Below are 19416 nucleotides of genomic sequence, written 5' to 3' on the forward strand. Positions count from 1 at the left end.
GTAGACTTCAAGAAATAGAGCAGTAACAAGCCCCCGCCTGGGAAACTGGGCGGGGGCTTGTTATTTATTGCCCTGAATCTAATTTATTTAGCGCATTTTTCAGAAGAACAGTTTTTTGATATGCTGAAAATGAATTAAGTCTTGTGCCACTAACTGCGGAGTTATCATATCTGATAGCCTCAAAAACCTTTCCTATAATATCCCTAATCGGTTTTAGGGTTTCATCTAGACCCATGAGCATCTTGATTATTTCGGCCATCCCATCGTTCCTGTCTAAATATATCTGCCTATCGCAATTATTGATTATTGTACTCCAGACCGAATATGCTTCAGACGTATCGAACGGAACTATTAAATTATCTATATCCGCTTTTTCTGGGAAATGCAATTTATCGTAAAGAACGAGTATATGCTTACTATCAATGGGAAATACCATTTTCATTCCCATATTTGGCATGAATCCAATATCTCTTTTCAAAAGATAATGACTAAGCATAGGATTTTCACTATCAAAAGAGAAAACGACTGGATTATCACTTGTGAAAACAGTTTGCTCGCCCACCATTTCATAAATTATCCAAAAGCTAGACAAACAAACATTTAGGAATTTAGAGGATGTTTTCTTATCTATAAGGCCATATATTTGTGTCAATTTCTGAAAATCTGGATGCTGTGAATTTGAGGGGGTTCCTATCCCTGCCCTGAATTTCTCCGTTCTTATGAATTGGAGATACATATACCAAGCTATTGCAGGCTTCGCATTGTCAGGTATTACCCTATTTTCTATAATAGCAGAGTCAATTATCTCTAGTGCTGCGTAAAACTTCTCCTCTTCTATCCTCAGAAGATTTTCAAGTCCATGCCTATCAAATTCTGCAATACTCTCGTCTATTTCTGAATCATAAAACCCATCTCGCGATGATACTGTTTGGATTGGTACATTAAACGGTTGTTCAATATTTCTATCAACGACCCAAATTCTTGCAACTTTTTTATTAGAATTAGGACTTTGAAACCGTCTTAAATAGCCCTGCGGGACATAATGTTGGCGTTTAATTCGCTCGCCCATATTCACATTTTATCAAGCTCAAAGCCCCCGCCTCTACTTCCCAATGGAGTGGGCGGGGGCTTGGTTTAGGGGTCAGAGCTGAGTGCCGTCGTAAAAATCTGCGAGATTGAGTGTGACGGCAGGACAAGGCAAATCGAAGGTTTCCCCCAGCACCTCAAACACCCACTCTTGGCCTTCTCTGCGCCAGATGGCGGCGCTGCGGCTGCGGCTGTCCACCAGCAGGTAGGCTTGCAGGCTGGGCAGCTCGCGGTAACGCTCGGCCTTATAGTTCTGGTCGGCCATACGGGTGCTTTCGCTCAGGACTTCCACAATCAGACACGGCTCAGCTTCGGTGTAATCGTCGTCCTGTCCGCCTGCGCAGCTCACCACGAGGTCGGGGTAGTGATAGCGGGTGGGCGAAACCCGGACCTTCATATCGCTCTGGTACACCTGGCACCCCGACTTGCGAGCGGCGGGGTGGAGCAGCACATGGATATTGCTGGTAATGACGTTGTGGGCGCGGCTGGCTCCGGCCTGGGCGTACAGAAAGCCGTCAATGTAGTCGTGCCGCGTGGGGTTATCCCGCTCTGAACGCAGGTAGTCCTCCACGGAAACTCGTTTGAAAGCAGGCCCGGTCATACAGGTATTTTATGCAGACCAAAGCCCCCGCCCACTCCACTCAGGAGCGTCGGCGGGGGCTGAAAGTTGGCCGCTCAATGCACCAGAAACACCGGGTTGTGCCGCACGGCGTTGACGCGCAATTGCAGCTTGTTGTCGAGGCTGGGGGTGGGCTTAGCGGTCTGCCGCAGGACGTAGTCGGGCTCCAGGCTCAGGTCCAGGGTCCGCAGCGCGGCGGCGGCGCCCAGCATGATCAGCCCTTCGGCCATGCCGCTGCCCGCGCAGGTGTGGCTGCCGACACCGAAGGGGGCGTAGGCGCCCGGCTGACGGTGCTCGGCGCGGCCCGGCGCAAAGCGGCCTGGGTCGAAGTGCTCGGGGTCGGGGAACAGTTCGGGCAGGCCATGCGGCACGGTGGTCCCGATGATGACGGGGGTGCCGGCGGGGATGCGGTGCCCGGCGAATTCCACGTCCTCGGTCAGCGTGCGGCTCAGGGCGGGGGCGATGGGATGGACACGCAGCGTTTCCATCACAAAGCGGTGCAGCAGCGGCGAGCGGCCCAGGGCCTCGGCGGTGGGGGGACCGTCCCTGAACAGCGCGTCGGCCTCGGCCCGCAGCGCCGGCAAAAATTCGGAATGCAGGTGCATCCGGTACAGGACGAAAGCGAGGCTGTTGGCCGCCGTGTCCATGCCCGCGATAAAGGCGCCCAGCGCGGCGAGGCGCACGTCGGGATGCTCCCAGCGCTCGGGGTTGACCTGCTGATCGGCCAGCACGTCGTCAATCAGGTCGGGGGCGCGTCCGCTCTTTTCCGGCGGGTTCTGGCGGTGGTCCTCGATCAGGTCGTCCACCATCTGAAAGATGCGGGCTTTGGCGCGGCGGTATTTGGGCAGCCGCAGCACGGCGGGGGGCAGTTGCCGGTTGACCGTGACCTGAAGGGCGGTCTGGATGAAGTGCAGCAGGTCAGGCAGGTAGGGCCGGACGGTGCCGCCCACCGCCATGCGTGCGAGCTGTTCGGTGATGGTTTTCTTGCACCAGGTCGCCACCGGCAGCACGTCACCGGGTTGGAAGGGAGCCAGGTCTTCAGCCAGCACCGCGAGCGCGGGCCGCAGCCCCGCCGCAAAGAACGAACGCGCGAAGGCGCGGCCCTCCACCCGGCGGTAAGCGCGGTGCTCGGCCCCGTCGAGGCTGATCATGGAGCGGTCACTGCCCATCTCGTGGTCATTGTCGCGCCACGCCTCCAGCGAGCGCAGCACCCGGTGGCCTTCCTTCATGGCGAACAGGTTGGCTTCGGGACCGGCGAGCACGGTAATTTTCTGGCCCGGCACCGTGAGTTGAAAGACCGGGCCGTACGCCTGATAGCAGCGGGTGAGAAAGGGACGCAGTTTGATGGTCCCCATCTCCGCCGCGTGGCCGAGAAAGGGAGGAGCAGGTACCACCGGGACAGCAGAAGCAGAGGTCAGCCGACAATATTAACGTGTCTTAATGACCAGGCTCAGCAGCGCGGGGTGGGGCTGCTCGGGTTACGCGCCACGTGGCCGGCTGAGCACTTCAAGGTCGCCGAGAATAGCCGCCGCCGCCTTTTCCCCGCCTTCCAGGGCGCCCTGAATGCCGCTGAGCGAGTTGGCCTCACTCGCCAGAAAGACGTTCGGCAGCGGCGTCGTGTGGCCGGGGAGGGTGGCGGCGTACCCGGCGGGCTGCGGGAACTGGGTGTGAGGGATGCGGTCCACCGAGAGCAGGCGGAGCTGCTCCACGCCGCCTCCGTACCAGGGGCGCAGTTCGTCGAGGACCTGAGCACTCAGCGTGGCGTCGTCCACCTCGGGCACGCCCCAGACCGAGACGATGAGCAGGCCGTGACCAACAGGTACACGGTTGGGGAATTCCTCCTGCAACCAGAAGACCTGATTGAGCTGTCCGGTCGGCAGGGCGCCCAGTTGCAGCCGCCGCTGACGCTCCAGCGGTTCGGGCGCGGCGTAGTGCAGGTAGGTGCTGCCGAGGCTGCCGCGCGCGATGGGCCGGGGAGCGCCGGGCTGCTCACCGACGAGCCGCGCCGCCGTGTTCGGGTCGGTGGCGACGATGACCTGCGCGGCGTGCAGCGTGTCGCCTGCCTCCGTCTGCACGCTCACGCCGTCCGGCCCGGAATGAATGTCCGTTACCGTCACGCCGAGGGTCACGTCCAGCTCCTGGGCGAGTTGCCGGGGCAGTTCGCTCATGCCCGCGCGGGGAATGGACACGTCGCCGGTCAGCAGCATCCTGAAGTAGTAGCGAAACAGCCCGGCGCTCGTTTCCAGCTGGCGGTCGAGCACCAGCCCGCCGAAAAACGGGGTGAAGAAACGTTCGAGCGAGCGTTCGGAAAAGCCCTGTTCCAGCAGGTACGCGCGGGTGGTCTGGTCGGGGCCGTTCAGGAGTTCATGGGCGGGCCGGGCGAGCAGTTCTGCCGCCAGTTTCGCCGCCACGACCCGGTCTTTCACTGTGAGCGCCGCCGCGCTCAGGTCACCGGGCAGCGCCGCCGGGTCGCGCAGGGGGTCGCCCACCAGTTCGGCCCGTCCGCCTTCCTGCCGCAGCACCGCCGAGGGCTTGAGCCGCACGAGGTCGAGGGCGTCGTAGTCGAACTGCCGCCTGGCCGCCGGGTACGCCGTGAACATGCCAATAAAGCCCACGTCGAGCGTGTAGCTGTCCACCTGCTTGCTCCACACGCGCCCCCCCAGGTGCTGCGAACTCTCCAGCACCCGCACGGTTTTCCCCGCCCGCTGCAACGTGCGGGCGGCGGTCAGGCCCGCGAGTCCGGCCCCCACCACGATGATGTCGGCACCCGTGCTCTCGGCGCCCCTGCTTCCGGTGAGTGTCATAGGAGGCAGGGTAGGGCATGGAGCGGCGGGGGGCTGTCGCGGGTCATCCTTTCCTGAATGCCCTGTCCATGAAGGCTCTGTTTCCGAATGTCGTCTGCCGCTCGCCGGGTCGCTTTACTTTCCCTCGCGGGCGAAGCGCTCCAACTGCGCCCCGGCCCCGGCGCTGTCAACCTTGCCGCGCACCTTCAGCAGTTGGCTGGTGGCGGCGTCGTACTCGGCCAATCGGCCCGCCACGTCATAGACCAGGGCGCGGCGACCATCCGGCGCGAGGCGGGCGTCGGCGGCCCCAGCCCCGCCTGTTTGCAGGGCGCCCGGCGGATACGGCACCCGCGAGAGGGTCGCGATGGGGGCGCCCGTAGCAGCGTCGTAGACCGCAGCGGCCTGGCCCCCGAAGAAACGGAAGGAAGCGGTCACCATGCGCTTGCCCGCCGCGTCGAAGTGGACGTTGCCGCTGTAGCCGATGTCCCAACCCTTGCCGTCCAGGGTGCCGAGCCGTTGCAGCGGCTCCAGGGACCAGAACGATGACCGTGTGCCCTGCCAGAAGTTTGTAGGCGTGGAGTCGCCCCAGAAGTTCAGCAGCAGTCGCGTGCTGTCGGGCGTGAAATCGGCGTTCAGGACGCGGGCAAAGGGCGCGAGGAAGGTCTTGACCCGTTCGCCCTTGTGCACGTCCCACAGTTGCACGTAGCCCTGGTCGGTCAGGTTGACCAGCCAGCGTCCGTCGGGGCTGAACTTGCTGGCCGTCACGGCGCTCAGGCCCCGCGTCGTCGCCTGAAACAGCAGGGTTTGGCCGTCGTAGACCTTCATGGCGCCGTAGCCGTGGGGCGTTCCTTTGGTGATGTCAGCGCGCAACTCTGCTGAGGCGGAGGCACACAGCAGCAGCGCGAGCAGCGGAATCAGTCGGGGCATGGGTCAGGGTAGGTCAGGAGTAGGCGCGGGGGCGTCCGCCTTTTGGTGGAGAGGCAGGCACCCTTCATTTCGGTACAGGCTTGAATCTTGAGCACGCTGGGCAAACGTCAGCGGGCCAAACTCTTTGTTCACCAGCGGGGGTAGAGGCGGCGTATCGCGGACAGCAAGTTCAGTGTTGGCCTCTCCCCAGCATGGCCCGCAATTCTTCAGGTGTATACGCAGGTCGCCGCTGGTGAAGCATGGCATGACAGTTCGGACAGACGGGAATCAGGTCGGTCAGTGGATTCACTTCGTACTGTCTGCCCACCTCGGCCAGTGACCGCAGATGATGAACCTGGATATAGCCCCGCGCTACTTCACCATAAATCGCCACCAAGTCTGTCTCGCATACCCGGCATACTGTTCCAAAATGCGCGATACATGCGGCTCTCGCCCCTGCATTGCGCTCATAGGCATTGACGAAAATCTGGCGCGTTGCTCCTTCTACAAATGTTCTGGCTTCCTCCGCTGAAACGCCTTCCGCCTCGTTATCAAGCGACTCGCTGCTTTGCCACCCCAGAGTCAGAAGAGCATCCTTGAGTTGTGGCCGCAACGTCCAGTAAAAGCGCCCGCCATCCCAGCGTCCCGACGCGATATAGCGCCACCAGTGTGGGTCGCCGTCTCCCGCGTCAGGCAAAGACCCCAGCACAGGGGCAAACTTGCGCGAGAGTTCGCCAATTCGCAGATTCGCCGCCGACCAACCACCCGCCACATTTGCCGCTGCCGCCAGAGAATGCGCGGTCAGGGTCTGTTCGGGCGCGTCCAGAAAGGCTTGCAAAATGCGCCGATTGTTCTCAGTCAGCGGCATCTGCTCCAGGGCAAAGGCGAATTGTTCGGGAGGCCAGGAGAGAGGCATGAACCATTTTGTAATAGAAAACCCCCACCCAACCGGTCAGGGGCCTTCTTTCCATCACCCATCACCTGTCAACCATCGGCGCCTCAGGCTTGCTCTCCCGCCAGATGCAGCCAGGTGCTCAGCACCGAGTCCGGGTTCAGGCTCACCGAGTCGATGCCCTGGTCCATCAGCCACTGGGCCAGCGCGGGGTGGTCGCTGGGGCCCTGGCCGCAGATGCCCACGTATTTGCCCTTCGCCTTGGCGGCCTTGATCGCCATGCCCATCAGCGCCAGCACCGCCTCGTTTTGCTCGTCGAACATGTCGGCCACCAGCCCCGAGTCGCGGTCGAGCGCCAGCGTGAGCTGTGTCAGGTCGTTGGAGCCTATGGAAAAGCCGTCGAAGAGGTCGAGGAACTGGTCGGCCAGCAGCGCGTTGCTCGGCACCTCGCACATCATGATGACCTTGAGGTCGTTTTCGCGCTGGGTCAGGCCGTTGGCCGCCAGGATTTCCAGAATGCGCTGCCCTTCCGCCACCGTACGCACGAAGGGAATCATTAGCTGGACGTTGGTCAGGCCCATGTCGTCGCGGACCTGTTTCATGGCCTGGCACTCCAGCGCGAAAGCCTCCGCAAAGTCGGCGGAGCGGTAACGGGACGCGCCCCGGAAACCGATCATGGGGTTTTCCTCGGTGGGCTCGTAGGCGGGGCCGCCGATCAGGTGGTGGTACTCGTTGCTCTTGAAGTCACTGAGGCGCACGATGACCGGCTTGGGCGCGAACGCGGCAGCAATGCTCGCCACGCCCTCGGCCAGCTTCTCACGGAAAAAGTCGCGCGGCGAGGCGTACCCGGCGGTCTTTTCCTCGATCTGCGCCTTCACGTCGGCGGGCACGTCGGGGTAGTCGAGCAGGGCGCGGGGGTGAATCCCGATCACGTTGGAAATGATGAACTCCACCCGTGCGAGGCCCACGCCCTCGTTCGGCAGCGCGGCAAAACTGAAGGCGCGGTCGGGCGAGGCCACGTTCATCATGATCTTCATGCCGACTTCGGGCATGGCGTCGAGTTCCACCCGGTTGACGTGGAAATCCAGCCGGCCCGCGTACACGTAGCCGGTGTCGCCCTCGGCGCAGGAGACGGTCACCTCATCACCGTTGTGCAGTTCGCGGGTGGCGTTGCCGGTGCCCACGACGGCGGGAATCCCCAGCTCGCGGGCAATAATCGCCGCGTGGCAGGTGCGCCCGCCCCGGTTGGTCACGATGGCCGAGGCACGTTTCATCACCGGTTCCCAGTCGGGGTCGGTCATGTCGGCCACCAGAATGTCGCCGTCCTGCACGCTGTCCATCTGGTCGAGCGACTTCACGACGCGCACCACGCCCGCGCCGATGCGGCTGCCCACCGCACGGCCTTCCACCAGCACGTCGCCCTTGCCGGTCAGCTCGAAACGCTCCAGCGTGCGCCCGGCGCGGCTCTGCACCGTTTCGGGGCGGGCTTGCAGGATGTAAATCTGCACGTCGCGCCCGTCCTTGCCCCATTCGATGTCCATCGGGCGGCCATAGTGTTTCTCGATGGTCACGCACTGACGGGCGAGTTCGGTGAGGTCGTCGTCGGAGAGGGAGAAGGCGCGCTGTTCGGCTTCGTCTACATCTACTGTTTTCACGCCTCCAGCCTCGGCGTAGATCATCTTCTTCTGCTTGCTGCCGCGGGTGCGGCGCAGCACGGCTTTTTTGCCCTGCTCCAGCGCGGGCTTGTAGACGAAGAACTCGTCGGGGTTCACCGCGCCCTGCACCACCATTTCTCCCAGGCCGTAGGAGGAGGTGACGAACACCGCGTCCCGGAAGCCGGATTCGGTGTCGAGGGTAAACGCCACGCCCGACACGCCGAGGTCGGTGCGGACCATGCGCTGCACGCCCGCCGAGAGCGCGACTTCCGAGTGCTCGAAGTTGTGGTGAACGCGGTAGGAGATGGCGCGGTCGTTGTACAGCGAGGCGAAGACCAGCTTGACGTGGTTCAGGACTTCCTCGATGCCGCGCACGTTGAGGAAGGTTTCCTGCTGCCCGGCAAAGCTCGCTTCGGGCAAGTCCTCGGCGGTGGCGGAGGAGCGCACGGCCACGTCAGGGTCGTCACCCATCTCGCCGTAAGCCTGGCGAATGGCGTCTTCGAGCGCGGCGGGCAGCCTGGCTTCCTCCACCCAGCCGCGAATTTCCTTGCCCGCCGCGACGAGGGCGTTCACATCGTTCACGTCGAGCGCTTGCAACTTCGCGTTGATTTTTTCCTCAATCTGGTTTTCGCGCAGGAACAGCCGGAAGGCGTCGGCGGTGGTGGCAAAGCCGCCCGGTACGCGCACATCCGCCTGAGCGAGACCCTGAATCATCTCGCCGATGCTCGCGTTCTTGCCGCCGACGATTTCGACGTCGGTCATCCTTAGTGTCCCGAAGGGGCGAATCATGTCCATGCGTTTTCTCCGTTGGCGTGGGTTGAGACGCCGCGCCGCTTGGGGGGATTTGTGTTGCCTTACCGCCCAAGTTTAACCGAGTGCAGACGCGGGGGCGCGGGGGTTTGTCTGAGTGAGGTGGACATGTCAGGCTGGGGTATGCCCCGTCCCGTGTTCATCGTGTCCGACCACACCGGCCTGACCGCCGAGAACATCGCCCGTGCGCTGCTCACGCACTTTCCGGGTCAGCCGCTGCGGTACCTGCGCCGGCCTTTCACGTCCGACGCGCAGGCCGCGCAGGCGGTGGTAAGTGAGGTGGAGGCGCTGGCGGCGAGCGGCGAGCGGCCCCTGATTTTCACGACCACCACGCAGCCGGACGTGCTGGAAGCGTTGCAGACGGCCCCCGCGCAGGTGTTCGACCTGCTTACCGAGAATCTACGGCTGCTGGAAGGGGAATTCGCCGAGCCGCCGCAACTCGGCGCGGGCGGGCACCACGACATGCAGGACTCGGAGGCGTACCTCTCGCGCATGGAGGCGCTCGACTTCGCCCTCGCCACCGACGACGGCATCGGCGACAAGCAGTACGGCCTGAGCGACGTGATTCTGGTGGGCGTCTCGCGCGCCGGCAAGACGCCCACCAGCCTCTTTCTGGCGCTGCAACACGGCATCCGCGCCAGCAATTACCCGCTGGCCGAGGACGATTTCGAGCGCGAGGGCCTGCCCGCGCCGCTGGAACAGTACCGCAGCAAACTGTTCGGGCTGACGATTGACCCCCGGCGCCTGCACGCCATTCGCACCCAGCGCAAGCCGGGCAGCAAGTACGCCAGCATCGAGCAGTGCGAGTACGAGGTCCGGCGGGCGAGTGCGCTGTTTGCTCGGCTGGGCCTGCCGGTCAAAGACACCACCAGCGCCAGCGTGGAAGAGATCGCGGCGGGGGTGCTCGCGCTGCTGCGCCAGTCGGGGCGGCTGGAGGGGTGAGCCGCCCGCTGTGTCAGGCCCCCGCTCTCGTAGGTCTGAAACTTCGCGCAGCTTGACAAGTCCGCTGCGTCCAGACCCGGAGTTTCTCTTGCTCGCTTCGTTCGGAAAAAGTGCTTGCCTGTGCCAACTATTTTTCAGAGGGGAAGAAGTGGGCGTAGTGCCGCTCGAAGACTGTGGTCGTGGTGGTCGGTACCTTCAGGCCGTAGAGCCGGGCGAACGAATTGCGGAAGGCGAGCAGTTCGGGACGCAGCTTGTCCAACGTCTTGGACGTGGGGTATTCGTCGTTGATGTCCGCCGCGTCAAAGCCGTCGGCGAGGCCCAGCGTGGCGCCGGCAATCATTTCCCAGATGTCGGTCCCCACACCGTTGTCGGTGAACACCTGCCCCGTTTCCCAGGCCCGGTTGAGGTAGCGGAAGGTCATGTCCACGGTGGGCTGGCTCAGGCCCGCGAACGGCGAGCCGCGCTGCGAGGGCCGCGCCACGTTCATGTTCGCCATCGGGTCCAGGTACACGTCGGCGGCGGCGAACATAAAGCGCAAAGAGTCGGCGTCCGTGATTTTCCCTGCCGCCGCGCCCTTGCTGGCGGCGAAATACAGGGCGAGCGCCGCTTCCTGAAGCGTGGGCTTGGGCTTGGCGGCCAGTGCGAGCGCCTGTTCGTAGCTGCCGGCCCGCAACTTGTCCAACAGAGGAAGATAGTCGGCCCAGCGCCCTGCGGGGAGCTTTAAGCGGTTGCCCGCGTTGTCGCGCAACTGCTCCAGCGTGTAGGCGTGGGCCGACGACGTGCTGCACGCCAGAAGCGCCAGAGCACCCAGCAGGATTTTGTTCATGGCGTCACTTTAGGCGGTCAGGACAACGGTGTGCGGCGCCGCTCTTCATCGGCCTTGTAGAGAACTCCCCTAACCTCTCCCCCTTTCTGCCCCGCCCCGGCGGCCTATCCTCTCCCCCATGAACCATGACATCCCCGCCCTCGCCCTCGGCCCCCAGGGGGAGGTGATGGCCCACGCCATAGACGCCTGCGTGCACTGCGGCTTTTGCCTGCCCGCCTGCCCGACTTACGCGCTGCTCGGCGACGAGATGGACAGCCCGCGCGGAAGAATTGTGCTGATGAAGGAAGTGCTGGAAGGTTCGCTCGAACTGGAAGACGCCGCCCCACACCTCGACCGCTGCCTGGGCTGCCAGGGCTGCGTGACCGCCTGCCCGAGCGGGGTGCCCTACGGCGAACTGATTACCAGTTTTCGCGGCTGGAGCGAGCCGCAGCGGGAACGCACGCCCCTGGACCGTGCCAAGCGCTACGCGATTCTGAAGGCGCTGCCCGCTCCCAAACTGTTCAGCGTGGCCGCCCGAGTCGGACAGTTTGCAAAGCCGCTCGCCCCCGCGCTGCCCGCCGCCCTGAAAGCACCGCTGGACTTGTTGCCTGAGCATGTTCCGGCGATGCAGCCGCAACCGCGCGTGACGCCCGCGAGGGGACAGCGCCGGGGCCGGGTGGCGTTCCTCGCCGGGTGCGCTCAGCAGGCATTGACGCCGAATTTCAACGCAGCGACCTTGCGCGTCCTGAGTCGCAACGGCATCGAAGTCGTGATTCCCGAGGGCCAGGGCTGCTGCGGGGCCGCCGCGCTGCACACCGGGGCACGTGATGAGGCGCTGCGGCTGGTGCGCGCCAACCTCGCAGCCTTTAATCCCGACGAGTACGACGCCATTCTGTCCAATGCGGCGGGCTGCGGCGCGGGCCTCAAGGAGTACCCGGTGGTGCTGCACGGCCTGCCCGACGAAGCGCAGGCGCAGGCGTTCGCGGCGAAGGTGCAGGACATCAGCGAGTATCTGGCCGGGCTGCTGCGAGACGGCGAACTCGCGCCGCTGATGCCCACGCGGGAGCCGGTCAAAGTCGCCTACCACGACGCCTGCCATCTCGCCCACGCACAGGGTGTCCGCTCGGCGCCGCGTGAGCTGCTGCGGGCCATTCCGGGCGTGACGCTGACCGAGATTCCCGAGGGCGACCTGTGCTGCGGCTCGGCGGGGACGTACAACCTGGAGCAGCCCGAACTGGCAAACCAGTTAGGTCAGCGTAAGGCGAAGAACATCCTGGGCACGCAACCCGACCTGATCGCCAGCGGCAACATCGGTTGCCACACGCAGATTCAGAGCCATGTAAGACGACAGGGCAGCCCGGTGCCGGTGATGCACACGGTGGAAGTGCTGGATTTGGCTTATCGGGGGGAGCTGTGAAGGCGGCGCTGGTCTGGACGCCCCCTCACCCCCTTGCTTCGCAAGGCCCCTCCCCCGCGGGTGGGGAGGGGAAAAAGACCCTCTCCCCTTGCGGGGGAGGGCGCTGCAAAGCAGCGGGAGGGGGGGCGTGTGACCACTCCACCCTCACCCCCGGAGGCCCCCAATGACCCCCGAAAAACTCGCCCTCACCACCAATTCCCGCGCCCGCAAGCCCCGCTCGGACGGCACGCCCGACAATCCGCTGGCCGCCGAGCTGACGCGCACGCTGGGGCACAAGAAAGTGCTGCATCACCTTTCAGAGCGGCTGAATTACCGCTACGACGCCATTCAGTTCGGGGTTACGCCGCTGGCGGTGGTATTGCCCGAAAGCACCGCCGACGTGGTGGCGGCGGTCAAGGCGGCGAAGGCGGCGGGCGTGCCCATCGTAGGACGCGGGGCGGCGAGCGGCCTCAGCGGGGGCGTGACGCCCCTCCAGGAGTCGCTGGTCATCTCGTTTACCCGCATGACTGGCCTGCACATTTTCCCCGAACGGCGCGAGGCGGTGGCGCAGCCCGGCGTGGTGACACTGAAGGTGACGGAAGCGGCCAAACCGCATGGACTGATGTATCCGCCTGACCCGGCGTCTTTTCGCACCAGCACCATCGGCGGCAACCTGGGCGAAAACGCGGGCGGGCCGATGTGCTTCAAGTACGGCGTGACCGGCGATTACGTGCGGGCGCTGGAATTTGTAGATGTGGACGGTGACGTGCACCGCCTGACGCGCGACTGTTACGACCTCGCCGGGCTGCTGATCGGCTCGGAGGGAACGCTGGGCCTCATCACCGAGGCCACGCTGCGGCTGATTCCGCCGCCGAAATTTACCCGCACGCTGATGAGCCATTTCGCCGAAGTCGGGCAGGCCGCCGAAGCCGTGAGCAGCGCCATTGCGGCGGGCGCGGTGCCATCCAAGCTGGAATTCATGGATAGGGCCTGCGTAGGCGCGGTAGAGGACTACCTGCACCTGGGACTGCCACGCGACGCGGATGCGGTGCTGCTGGTGGACACCGACGGAGACGACGCCGAAATCGTGGCTGCCGAACTGGAACTGGTGGCGCAGGCGTGCGCGGCGGCGGGCGGAACGGTGCGCCGCGCCGCGAACGACGCCGAGGCCGACGCCCTGTGGCGAGCGCGCCGCAGCATCAGCCCCTCGCTGGGCCGCATTCGTCCGCAGCGCATGAACGAGGACATCGTGGTGCCCCGTTCAGCGCTGCCCGACGTGGTGCGCGAAATCCGTGCGCTGGGCGACGCCAGCCCCTTTCACCTCGTGCAGTTCGGCCACATCGGCGACGGCAACCTGCACCCCAACATCATGTTCGACCCGCGCACCGAGGACACCCACGCTGTGCACGACCTCGCGCACAAAATCGCCCTCGTCGCCATCCGGCACGGCGGCGTGCTGAGCGGCGAGCATGGTATCGGGACGATGAAACGCGACTTCATGCGCGACGCGGTAGACCCGGTGACGCTGAACGTGCTGCGCGACGTGAAACGGGCGCTGGACCCAGCGAATGGACTCAATCCGGGGAAAATCCTGCCGGATTTGTTGATGGACGAGAGGTGATGGGTGATGGAAAAAGACATGCACGCTGAGGCTCAAGTCCTCATCAACAATCAACAATCAACCATCCACGTCTCCCCCGACGACCAGACCCTCACCGTTTCCGCCGATACCCCGCTGCTCGACGTGTACGCCGCACTGCCCCCCGGCCTGTTTCCACCGTTTCCCCCGGTGGAATTACCGGGCGGCGTGGGTGGCCTCGTCTCACGCGGCGGCTTCGGGCAGAATTTCTTTTTCGGAGCGGAGGTGCTGGGCGTGACTTTCCGCGCCCCAAGCGGGCGGGTCGTGAAGGCCGGCGGGCGCACCGTGAAAAACGTGCAGGGCTACGACCTGACGCGGCCTTTCGTGGGCAGTTTCGGCGCCCTGGGCGAGGCGTTGGAGATTCACCTGCGCCTGCGCCCCGGCCTCTGCATGCGCCACGTCGCGGCTTCGGGGCGGCTGGCCGACTTGCCGCCGACCTCCGCCCGCTTCGTGTGGGAAGCGCAGGGACAGGTTCACTTGCTGCATTTCGGTCACGAGCGCGAGGTGGAGCGGGCGCTGAGCGTGCTGCCGGGCGCAGTGGAAATCACAGGCGGGCAGGACTTGAGCGCTCCTTTCCCAGACGGCGTGGGCGTCGGTGAAGGTGGCCCACTCCGCGACCTGCGGTTCGGCTGGGTGAACGGTGCAGCGCGGCCTGAGGTTCCGGCGTTGTTCGGGCGGCTGGCGGCGAGTTTGTAAGGCACTTCGCACCAAAAAAAAGGCCCTGCTCTACTTGCGAGCAGGGCCTTCTGGCAACGGGCTTTACTCCTTGTAATAGGAAGCCGGCACCTTGAGGAGCAACTGCTGAGCGGCGTTGTTCAGCATCTGCGAGATAGCGGCTTCAAGCTGAGGGCTCGACTGCGCGCCGACATTCACGGGCAGCAGGCCGCTGACGTTGAAGTTGTTGCCTTCCGCCTTGCCCTGCACCTGGGTCGCGCCGATGATGCGGCGGGTCTTGGCGTCTACGATGCGCAGGTCCATGGCGATGGTGCTGCTCTTTTTGCCGACTGACACGCCCATGAACGACAGCCCACCGCTGGACGCCTGGGGTTCGTACTGCGTGATGGCACCGAAAATCAGCACGTCCGCACCCTGGAAGGTCGCGCCGCCGTTGAGGAAGGCTTCTTCGGTCAGCTGAGCTGTGTTTTCACGCTCGTACACGGCGAATTTGCCAGTGTTGAGCAGAGCGGTGGTCAGGGCGTCGCCGATGCCCTCGCCCAGGCCGCCGTAGCACTTCTCGGCCTTGCACTTCAGGCTACCGACGGCAATGTTGACCTGGCCCTGGGGCAGGGCGGGGGCCGCCGCCACCGGAGCGGGGGTAGGGGCCGCCGCCGTCTGAGCAACGGCAACAGGGGCGACGAGGAAGGCGGTAGCGAGGACAGCAGTCAAGACTTTTTTCATAACAGACTCCAGAAGGAAGTGAGAAGGCGAAAGGTTCAGAAATCCCCGGTCAGACCGGGCGCAGGCAGAGGAAAACCGGGAAGTGGCAGGCCGCCGCCACCTTCGGGGAAGCCACCAGACAGGCCGGACGCACCCGCCGCAGCCGCCGCGCCGCGCTGGTCGAGCGGCAGTTCGTAGCGCGACACGACGCACAGGCCCTGCTCGCCGAGGCTGACGAGGCGGTGCCCGGTGATGCGCCCGCCGCGCAGCAGGGCTTCCGAGCGGGCGGACGTGGCGCTGTAGACGGTCTCGACGGCCACGTTGGAGAGGTTGAGTTCGTTGTTCCTGACGGTGGTCGCGGTGCTGTCCACGCTGCCTTCGCCCTTCACCGTCCGCACCCGGACCCCGTTCAGGGCTTCGGCGGCGGCGCCCATGGCTTTCAGATCGGCTTTCTGCACCGCTGGGGTCAGCGCCATCACGCCTTTGGCCTTGTACAGCACGGCGGGCACGACCCCGAATCCGTAGACCCGCAACGTGTCGTTTTTGCCGTCGTGGTCGGCGTCATACGGCGTGGTGGCCGGGGCCATGCACTGCATCAGCATGTTCAGGGCATCTACTGGAGTGATTTGCTGCTGCTGCACGGTGTAACTCTGCTTGATGCCTTCGGACTTGACGAACTGCTGCGGCGTCACGGGCGTGCTGTCCTGCGCGAATGCCATTCCAGCGAGGCAAAGCAAGGGGAGAAAAACTTTTTTCATAGCAAGCTCCTTCAGAAGGAAACGACGATTTCGCCGGCGCTGACGCCCGTGACCTTGAGACCAAGGTCTTCGAGCATGGTGGCGAGGTCTTCCGGCGAACCGTCGAACTCGACCTCGGCCAGTGCGCCCGCCGCGTCGAATTGCCGACTTAGGGCTGCGTTGACGCCCTGAGAACTGCGCAGGGCCGCGAGAACGTCACTGAAGGCCTTAAAACTCGGCGCGCCGTTTAGCCGGACGGTGAAGGTGCGCGAGGCCGCTTTGCCGCTGCCGCTGAGCCAGTTGAGCAGCGCGCCGGGCAGGTTGGGGGCCGCCGTTTTCGCCACGTTTTGCAGGGCGGTTTTGCCGGCCACCGAGTCGGTCGCCGCCAGCCCGGTGCCGGTAAAGGCGTCGCTGAAAATCACCTGCGCGGTTGCCAGGTCAATGGCCTTGAGTTCCAGCCGGGCGGTGTAGGCGCGCTGGCTCAGCACATTGCCGTATTCCTCGGCAAAGGCCTCGCCGGTAATCAGCAGGTCGGCCTGGTAGCGGGTCGCCAGTTCCTTGAGGCCCTGCGCCGACACCGTGCCGCGCAGCTGGTCACGCACGTTGTTCTGCTCAGCCTGTTTCAGGTCCACGACGCGGTAGCCGGCGGCGACCAGCGCCCGCACGATTTCGGTTTCGGCGGCGGGGTCGGGGGTGGGGCGGCGCAGAATCTGCTCGGGAATTGCCACGATGATGCGCGGGTCGCCCTTGCGAGTCAGGAAAGCTTTGAGCTCGTGTTCCAGGCTCGGACGGGCCACCGCGACCCTCACGGATACGGTGTAGACGTTGCCCTGCTGCCCTTCGGTGACCACTTGCACCACACGCCCGAAACCGTCCGAGCGCTTCATCAACTGCTGCTGGAAGCGCTCGAATTCGTCAGTAGTTTTCAGCGACGTGGACTCGCTGACATAAGCGCCGAGCACCTGCTCCACCGCGCTTCTGACCGCGTTGTCCAGGGCGGCTTGCCGGGCACTGGCCGGAGTCGAGGTCACCATCGCCTGCCCGGTGACCTGCACAATCTGTTCGCCGGACGGCGCCGGCCCAGCTGCGAGGCTCACCGGCCCTGCCAGTGCACCGACGGCCAGTCCCAGGCTGAGCACTTTGGCTCGGAGAGATACACGCATGACAGCAGTATCATGAGACGTTTCTGACAGGCGACTTATTTTTTAACCCACGCTGGCTTTAAGACTGGCCGCAGGAGCGTGCGAACGCTTTTTATTGTTTGTCAGCAAGGTTCACGCCCTGCAAGGCACTCTGGGAAACTCCGAACGGCGTGACAATCGGTCAGATTATTAATGGTTCTGTGCCCACTTGGCGTGTCATAAAAATGTGACACGCTTCTCTCTTCAGCTTTTGCTGACTGGCTCCGTGGCTGGGAAAAGGCAGAAAGCCTCGGCGCTCGACAGACGCCGCGCTGACACCTGCGCTTATCATGCGGGGGTGAAACATCAATTGGCACTTCTGGCGGCCCTGCTGCTGGGCGCCGCCGGCGCTCAAACAGTGGACCTCCGCATCCTGGAAACGACCGACCTGCACACCAACGCCCTGGGCTACGACTACTACCAGGACAAGCCGACCGGCGAGTTCGGGCTGGAATACACCGCCACCCTGCTCAAGCAGGCGCGCGAGGAAAAGCGCAACACCCTGCTCTACGACAACGGCGACCTGATTCAGGGCACGCCGCTCGGGGACTACGTGGCGCGTGTGCAGCCGCTCAGGGCCGGACAGATGCACCCGCTGCACGCGGCCATGCGGCTGCTCAAGTACGACGCGGCCAACCTCGGCAACCACGAGTTCAACTACGGCCTGCCCTTTTTGCAGCAGGTGGTCGCCGCCGCGCCGATGCCCATCGTCAGCGCCAACACCTACGTGGACGACGGGAACGGCAAGCCCGGCGCCAACGCCTTTACGCCTTACCTGATTCAGCGCCGCACCGTGTACGACACCGAGGGGCGCCCGTACATCCTGAACGTGGGCGTCATCGGGCTGCTGACCCCGCAGATCGTGCAGTGGGACAAGAGCAACCTCGACGGCAAGATCGTGACCGCCGACATCGTGGACACTGCCCGCAAGTTCGTGCCCGAAATGAAGGCGGCGGGGGCCGACATCATCGTCGCCGTCGCCCACAGCGGCATCAACGCCGACTACCAGCCGGGCCAGGAAAATGTCGCCACCGAGCTGACGAAGGTGCCGGGCATCGACGTGGTGCTCAGCGGGCACAGCCACCAGGAATTCCCGGGGCCGGTCTACAAGACGATTCCCGGCGCCGACATCACCAACGGCACCATCAACGGCAAACCGGTGGTCATGGCCGGGTACTGGGGCAACGACCTCGGCGTGGTGGACCTGCAACTGAACTACGACCGTAAGTCCCAGACGTGGACGATTCAGAATGCCAAAACCAGCCTGCGCCCCATCTGGGACAAGACGGCGAAAAAGAGCCTCGTCACGCCCGACCCCGCCATTGCCCGCGCCGTGAAGGCTGCGCACGAGGGCACTCTGCGCTACGTGCGCGGCAAGGTAGCCGACCTCGCGGCGCCCGTCACCTCCTACTGGGCGCTGGTACAGGACGACCCCAGCGTGCAGCTCGTGAGCAACGCCCAGACCGCCTACGTCAAGGCCGCGCTGGCGAGCACCCAGTACAAGGACCTGCCGGTGCTCTCCGCCGCCGCGCCCTTCAAGGCCGGGGGCCGGGGCGGCGTGAGCTATTACACCGACATTCCGGCGGGCACGCTCGCCATCAAGAACGTCGCCGACCTCTACGTCTACCCCAACACCGTGCAGGCGGTGCTGGTTACCGGAGCACAGGTGCAGGAGTGGCTGGAACGCGCCGCCGGGCAGTTCAAACAGATCGACCCGAGCAAGACCGAGCCGCAAGCACTCGTGGACGACTCCTTCCCCACCTACAACTTCGACATCCTCGACGGCGTGACCTACGAAATCGACGTGACGCAGCCTTCCCGCTACGGCAGTGACGGCAAGGTCGCCAACGAGGGCGCGCACCGCATCAAGAACCTGATGTACGGCGGCAAGCCGATTGACCCCGCCGCGCAGTTCGTCGTCGCCACCAACAACTACCGCGCCTCGGGCGGCGGCAAGTTCCCCGGTCTGGACGGCAAGAACATCATCCTGCAAGCACCCGACGAAACGCGGCAGGCGCTCATCGCCTACTTCCAGGACCAGAAGACGGTCAACCCCGCCGCCGACGGCAACTGGAAGCTCACCCCGATTCCCGGCGTCACCCTCTCGGTGGTCAGCAGCCCCAACGGGCAGAAGAACCTGCCGGCGGGCGTGACCTACGTGCAGACGCGCGACGACGGGTTCGCGGAGTACAACCTGAAGTTCTGAAGGTGAGTGCTTGAGGGGGCCGGGGCGGAAGCTGCCGGCTCCCTTTTTTGTTGGCGCTTTGGCTTGAGCTTTTGGCCCCATCCCCCCGCCCCTTACCCCAAAGGGGCAAAGGGGAGCTGACGTTGGCACTGGGCAAATGGCAGTGATGGCGCTTAACGGGCAGTGTTCTTCAAGTGCATGGGTTGGTCTGGATGCTCGTGAGTTCTGAGGACGCGAGGCCCGTGCGCTTTCAGCGCCCGACGGCCCTGGCGTTCTGCGTTTCACGATTTTCTGTGGACGGCGGATAGAAAAGCCGAAGCTCAAGCATTTTTTGACCCTCTCCCTGGGGAGAGGGCCTTTGCGCAGCAAAGGGGTGAGGGGAGTCTTTTCCTGTCAAATGCTC

At 64.0% G+C, this 19416-nt stretch carries 16 protein-coding genes; 5 read left to right on the forward strand and 11 right to left on the reverse strand.

All coding sequences use genetic code 11. From position 1 onward, the window contains the following. Nucleotides 1-64: 64 nt before the first annotated feature. The 7 genes from DR_RS08790 to ppsA all read right to left on the reverse strand — a co-directional run bounded on the left by DR_RS08790 (nt 65) and on the right by ppsA (nt 8736). The gene (locus tag DR_RS08790; RefSeq protein ID WP_010888356.1) at nt 65-1069 is read right to left on the reverse strand and encodes a DUF4238 domain-containing protein; all 1005 of its coding nucleotides are present in this window, start codon (nt 1067-1069) and stop codon (nt 65-67) included. Nucleotides 1070-1141: 72 nt separating this feature from the next. Next, a complete protein-coding gene (locus DR_RS08795) occupies nt 1142-1687 on the reverse strand; it encodes a Uma2 family endonuclease (RefSeq protein ID WP_010888357.1) in 546 nt (181 codons plus the stop codon). A 74-nt stretch (nt 1688-1761) separates the two neighbouring features. Beyond that, nucleotides 1762-3099 carry a cytochrome P450 gene (locus tag DR_RS08800; protein ID WP_010888358.1) on the reverse strand — a complete coding sequence of 446 codons (1338 nt, stop codon included), beginning with the start codon at nt 3097-3099 and terminating at the stop codon, nt 1762-1764. Nucleotides 3100-3183: 84 nt separating this feature from the next. Then, entirely contained in the window at nt 3184-4509 is a 1326-nt protein-coding gene (locus DR_RS08805) for an NAD(P)/FAD-dependent oxidoreductase (protein ID WP_010888359.1), read from the reverse strand. A 114-nt stretch (nt 4510-4623) separates the two neighbouring features. Further along, on the reverse strand, nt 4624-5415 hold the full coding sequence (locus DR_RS08810; RefSeq protein ID WP_010888360.1) for a WD40 repeat domain-containing protein: 792 nt from the start codon (nt 5413-5415) through the stop codon (nt 4624-4626). 169 nt (nt 5416-5584) lie between these two features. Continuing rightward, a complete protein-coding gene (locus tag DR_RS08815) occupies nt 5585-6310 on the reverse strand; it encodes an HNH endonuclease (protein ID WP_010888361.1) in 726 nt (241 codons plus the stop codon). A gap of 83 nt (nt 6311-6393) precedes the next feature. After that, nucleotides 6394-8736: a pyruvate, water dikinase gene (gene ppsA / locus DR_RS08820; protein ID WP_010888362.1), complete on the reverse strand. Its 2343-nt coding sequence runs from the start codon at nt 8734-8736 to the stop codon at nt 6394-6396. A 138-nt stretch (nt 8737-8874) separates the two neighbouring features. Between ppsA and DR_RS08825 the strand changes: the two genes are divergently transcribed. After that, the gene (locus DR_RS08825) at nt 8875-9693 is read left to right on the forward strand and encodes a pyruvate, water dikinase regulatory protein (protein WP_027480319.1); all 819 of its coding nucleotides are present in this window, start codon (nt 8875-8877) and stop codon (nt 9691-9693) included. 127 nt (nt 9694-9820) lie between these two features. Here the strand turns inward: DR_RS08825 and DR_RS08830 are convergent, their stop codons facing one another. Next, the gene (locus tag DR_RS08830; RefSeq protein ID WP_010888364.1) at nt 9821-10519 is read right to left on the reverse strand and encodes a hypothetical protein; all 699 of its coding nucleotides are present in this window, start codon (nt 10517-10519) and stop codon (nt 9821-9823) included. Nucleotides 10520-10637: 118 nt separating this feature from the next. Here DR_RS08830 and glcF point away from each other — a divergent pair, with 118 nt between their 5' ends. The 3 genes from glcF to DR_RS08845 all read left to right on the forward strand — a co-directional run bounded on the left by glcF (nt 10638) and on the right by DR_RS08845 (nt 14229). Then, on the forward strand, nt 10638-11915 hold the full coding sequence (gene glcF, locus DR_RS08835) for a glycolate oxidase subunit GlcF (RefSeq protein WP_010888365.1): 1278 nt from the start codon (nt 10638-10640) through the stop codon (nt 11913-11915). Nucleotides 11916-12078: 163 nt separating this feature from the next. Further along, nucleotides 12079-13515, forward strand: a complete 1437-nt coding sequence (locus tag DR_RS08840; protein WP_010888366.1) for an FAD-binding oxidoreductase — start codon at nt 12079-12081, stop codon at nt 13513-13515. Nucleotides 13516-13521: 6 nt separating this feature from the next. After that, nucleotides 13522-14229 (forward strand): DUF5639 domain-containing protein, encoded by a 708-nt coding sequence (locus tag DR_RS08845; RefSeq protein ID WP_051618917.1) that lies wholly within the window; start codon nt 13522-13524, stop codon nt 14227-14229. A 63-nt stretch (nt 14230-14292) separates the two neighbouring features. On the opposite strand, the gene DR_RS08850 is transcribed toward DR_RS08845, so the two are convergent. Genes DR_RS08850 through DR_RS08860 form a run of 3 tightly spaced genes read right to left on the reverse strand, consistent with a single transcriptional unit; the run spans nt 14293 to nt 16810 of the window. Then, nucleotides 14293-14931, reverse strand: coding sequence for a CsgG/HfaB family protein (locus DR_RS08850; protein ID WP_010888368.1), 639 nt, complete (start codon nt 14929-14931; stop codon nt 14293-14295). Between the two features lie 35 nt (nt 14932-14966). Beyond that, the gene (locus DR_RS08855) at nt 14967-15629 is read right to left on the reverse strand and encodes a hypothetical protein (RefSeq protein ID WP_162177784.1); all 663 of its coding nucleotides are present in this window, start codon (nt 15627-15629) and stop codon (nt 14967-14969) included. A 50-nt stretch (nt 15630-15679) separates the two neighbouring features. Next, nucleotides 15680-16810 (reverse strand): flagellar assembly protein T N-terminal domain-containing protein, encoded by a 1131-nt coding sequence (locus DR_RS08860; protein ID WP_010888370.1) that lies wholly within the window; start codon nt 16808-16810, stop codon nt 15680-15682. Between the two features lie 316 nt (nt 16811-17126). On the opposite strand from DR_RS08860, the gene cpdB reads away from it, so the two are divergent. After that, nucleotides 17127-19034: a 2',3'-cyclic-nucleotide 2'-phosphodiesterase gene (cpdB, locus tag DR_RS08865; RefSeq protein ID WP_027480317.1), complete on the forward strand. Its 1908-nt coding sequence runs from the start codon at nt 17127-17129 to the stop codon at nt 19032-19034. Nucleotides 19035-19416 lie beyond the last annotated feature (382 nt).

Source organism: Deinococcus radiodurans R1 = ATCC 13939 = DSM 20539, from assembly GCF_000008565.1.
Lineage (GTDB): Bacteria > Deinococcota > Deinococci > Deinococcales > Deinococcaceae > Deinococcus > Deinococcus radiodurans.

What these genes read in the sequence shown, in the direction of transcription:
- DR_RS08790 (WP_010888356.1), bottom strand. Translation starts at nt 1,069, where the DNA reads ATGGGCGAGCGAATTAAACGCCAACATTATGTCCCGCAGGGCTATTTA.
- DR_RS08795 (WP_010888357.1), bottom strand. Translation starts at nt 1,687, where the DNA reads ATGACCGGGCCTGCTTTCAAACGAGTTTCCGTGGAGGACTACCTGCGT.
- DR_RS08805 (WP_010888359.1), bottom strand. Translation starts at nt 4,509, where the DNA reads ATGACACTCACCGGAAGCAGGGGCGCCGAGAGCACGGGTGCCGACATC.
- DR_RS08810 (WP_010888360.1), bottom strand. Translation starts at nt 5,415, where the DNA reads ATGCCCCGACTGATTCCGCTGCTCGCGCTGCTGCTGTGTGCCTCCGCC.
- DR_RS08815 (WP_010888361.1), bottom strand. Translation starts at nt 6,310, where the DNA reads ATGCCTCTCTCCTGGCCTCCCGAACAATTCGCCTTTGCCCTGGAGCAG.
- ppsA (WP_010888362.1), bottom strand. Translation starts at nt 8,736, where the DNA reads ATGGACATGATTCGCCCCTTCGGGACACTAAGGATGACCGACGTCGAA.
- DR_RS08825 (WP_027480319.1), top strand. Translation starts at nt 8,875, where the DNA reads ATGCCCCGTCCCGTGTTCATCGTGTCCGACCACACCGGCCTGACCGCC.
- DR_RS08830 (WP_010888364.1), bottom strand. Translation starts at nt 10,519, where the DNA reads ATGAACAAAATCCTGCTGGGTGCTCTGGCGCTTCTGGCGTGCAGCACG.
- glcF (WP_010888365.1), top strand. Translation starts at nt 10,638, where the DNA reads ATGAACCATGACATCCCCGCCCTCGCCCTCGGCCCCCAGGGGGAGGTG.
- DR_RS08840 (WP_010888366.1), top strand. Translation starts at nt 12,079, where the DNA reads ATGACCCCCGAAAAACTCGCCCTCACCACCAATTCCCGCGCCCGCAAG.
- DR_RS08845 (WP_051618917.1), top strand. Translation starts at nt 13,522, where the DNA reads ATGGAAAAAGACATGCACGCTGAGGCTCAAGTCCTCATCAACAATCAA.
- DR_RS08850 (WP_010888368.1), bottom strand. Translation starts at nt 14,931, where the DNA reads ATGAAAAAAGTCTTGACTGCTGTCCTCGCTACCGCCTTCCTCGTCGCC.
- DR_RS08855 (WP_162177784.1), bottom strand. Translation starts at nt 15,629, where the DNA reads ATGGCATTCGCGCAGGACAGCACGCCCGTGACGCCGCAGCAGTTCGTC.
- DR_RS08860 (WP_010888370.1), bottom strand. Translation starts at nt 16,810, where the DNA reads ATGCGTGTATCTCTCCGAGCCAAAGTGCTCAGCCTGGGACTGGCCGTC.